This is a genomic window from Rothia nasisuis (genome assembly GCF_928381405.1).
GTDB classification, from domain to species: Bacteria; Actinomycetota; Actinomycetes; order Actinomycetales; family Micrococcaceae; genus Rothia; species Rothia nasisuis.
This window is the reverse complement of the sequence record NZ_CAKMSB010000028.1, coordinates 1-2,583: the sequence shown is the minus strand read 5'-3', so window position 1 is coordinate 2,583 and position 2,583 is coordinate 1. Positions and strand designations below refer to the sequence as shown.

The 2,583-nt window shown below is 49.0% G+C and carries 1 protein-coding gene and 1 pseudogene; both read right to left on the bottom strand.

Going from position 1 to position 2,583, the window contains the following annotated elements:
• A pseudogene (locus L6966_RS11870) lies at window positions 1–194 on the bottom strand (IS3-like element IS3501 family transposase); the annotation flags it as partial.
• 982 nt (window positions 195–1,176) lie between these two features.
• Window positions 1,177–1,965, bottom strand: coding sequence for a hypothetical protein (locus L6966_RS11865; protein WP_083091613.1), 789 nt, complete (start codon window positions 1,963–1,965; stop codon window positions 1,177–1,179).
• Window positions 1,966–2,583: the final 618 nt, after the last annotated feature.

Here is a 2,583-nt window from a genome sequence, read left to right as displayed (position 1 = left end):
GGGATGAGCACTTGGTCGGTGAGTGTCCTAGCCGCTGGAACACGGGCTTTGGCAGCCCGGTAGCCTCGTGAGGTGATAAATCCACCGGTAAAGGTGGTGGCCAGTACCCGGCAAATGGGCTCGATTCCGAAGAGATCCTTGTGCATGTCGATGAATCGGATCATCAGCGGGCCGGACGGTCGAGCTCGGCGCACGGATTAAGCTGAGGCCGCTTTTAGGATTTCGTTGGCTCGTTTCAATTCGGCGTTTTCCTTGCGGAGTCTGCGGTTTTCAGCTGCCATGTCGCTGCTGGTCCCGGGGGCGGATCCTTGGTCGATTTCGGCTTGTTTGTGCCATTTTCGTAGGGTTTGACGGGCTGATGCCGAGGCGTTCTCCGATGTTTCGGCAGGCGGTGTAGATGCCTGTGTCGGGGTTGTTTTCGAGGTGGTCGGCCAGGAGTCGTAGGGCTCGTGTTTTGAGTTCTTGGGGGTATTGGGTGGGCATGGGTTTTGTTCCTTTGCTCTTTTTGTTTGTTTTCAATTTACGGGAGCGGAACTAAACCCAGTACATATCAAGCGGGAGCTTTTGGTTCTTTGCCATTCTTAGGTATTGCTCCGGTATTAGGTATGGGTCCGTTGAAGACGATACGCTCCCGATCATTAAAACTAGCCGCAGAATCCCGTACACCATCCATCGTACGTACCGTATTCCCCAAAGGATCCGTCCACACCTGACCCGACCCGCTCACAGGAGCAGTCGGCCCAGTGAACATCACCGAATCATTCAAATACCGCTCAACACCGGCCCGATCAAACCGAGCAGCCTCAACCTGCTCCGGTATCCATCGCAAACTCTCCTGAACCTCCCGCCTCTGCGCCGCAGTCGGAGTAGAAGAGACATATACCACACGCTCACCCACAAAAATGCGTCACAATGGTTAGGGGGAGTCGCAGTCAAATGCAACCATAGCGTAAATTTCGGGCTTAACCGCAAGTTATTGAGGCTTATTTATTAGGGTTAGAGGTACCTTAGGATCGCAACGAAGCTGCTGGCTCGACGACCGGCATGAACGGCCTCGTGAGCAGAGCAAACCAGGCGAGAGAATCGGTAGCAGCAATCGCAAGCCTAGAGTGGCCTAAAAACTATCTTATGAATAAGTCTCAATATATGGGAATGACCCTTTATGAGTCAGCATGATTAATCGGTTTGAATAATCCCAGAGCCATCATCGAAAACAATTATTTTTCCACGGTTCTTTAAGACTATTTGTTTTTCCACCTTCAGACTGAGCAGAACATTACTTAGAATTTCAAAAATTTTACCACCCTCACTAGATCCTACAACCAGTGAGCTACTTCTATACTCCCAAGTGTCGTCGATCAAAATTTGCAATTCACCCCCATTGGTTTCCATAAGGTTCAATCTCAAGAAATAAATCTTTTCAAAATCTATATCAGACTCACCAATCTTCATATCGGAAATCTTATTATTAGGGAAGGTAATAAATTCAACCCCTGCTGATGAAAAGTGTGGAAACAGAGAGTAAGTACAGTCGTCGGCTATTTTTAGATAGTCTCTCTGTAACTCAGGGGTGAGCTCACCTGAAAAGTACAGATCCTTCTCGGAGGGTGCATAAGTAATCCCCCATGTTGATTCTGGGTAGTCATTATCTGGTGTAAGTGAAAATATTGTTACCCCACCAGAGAAGATAAAAAAATTTCCGTAAAAATTATTATATCCATAGTGAGAGATTAGTCTTTCACCCTGCAAATCTACAGGAATTTCAATCCCTCTTGAATTATCACTCCATGAATAGTAAGTTTCCGCACTGAATAGAGCCCAGTAGTTATTGAGCTCAAGATGTAAACTATCCCCTTGCTCATTCTCCATTTTTAAGCCCAGGTAAAGAGTTCTAGGGTTACATATAACCTCCACCACCACAAAGGGTGAGTACCCCCCAAGAATGTCATGGGTAAGTTCTTTCATTCTATTTCCTAAATTCTATATGGCTTGCACTATTTAGATACGATCTAGCATTCATTCCGTATAATTCTTTCGAAAAGTCTCCGGGTAGTTGTGCTTGTCGCCATGTGAGAGGATCCATTGGCACCCTTCCACCTGTGAAAGTATTGAACACTATTCGATCTACATCATGTGGCCTACCCGATCCAGAGCCATCCATCGTACGCACCGTATTCCCCAAAGGATCCGTCCATACCTGCCCCGACCCTCGCATAGCAGGAGTCGGCCCAGTGAACATCACCGAATCATTCAAATACCGCTCAACACCGGCCCGATCAAACCGAGCAGCCTCAACCTGCTCCGGTGTCCATCGCAAACTCTCCTGAACCTCCCGCCTCTGCACCTCAGTCGGAGTAGAAGAGATATCCACCAGCTTCGTCTCAGGCGCACGAGTAAACCCACGACCAGCCCCAGCAACAGCATCACCGCCAGCCCCAGAAGCCTGCCGCCCACCAACCGACGGCCCCGGCAACACACCCCCCACACCAGCAACCGCAACATCCCCCACAAACCCAGCCACATTATGCGGCCCAGGAGACCTCACATACGAATACGCAGCAGACCCAGAAGCAACCAAACCCT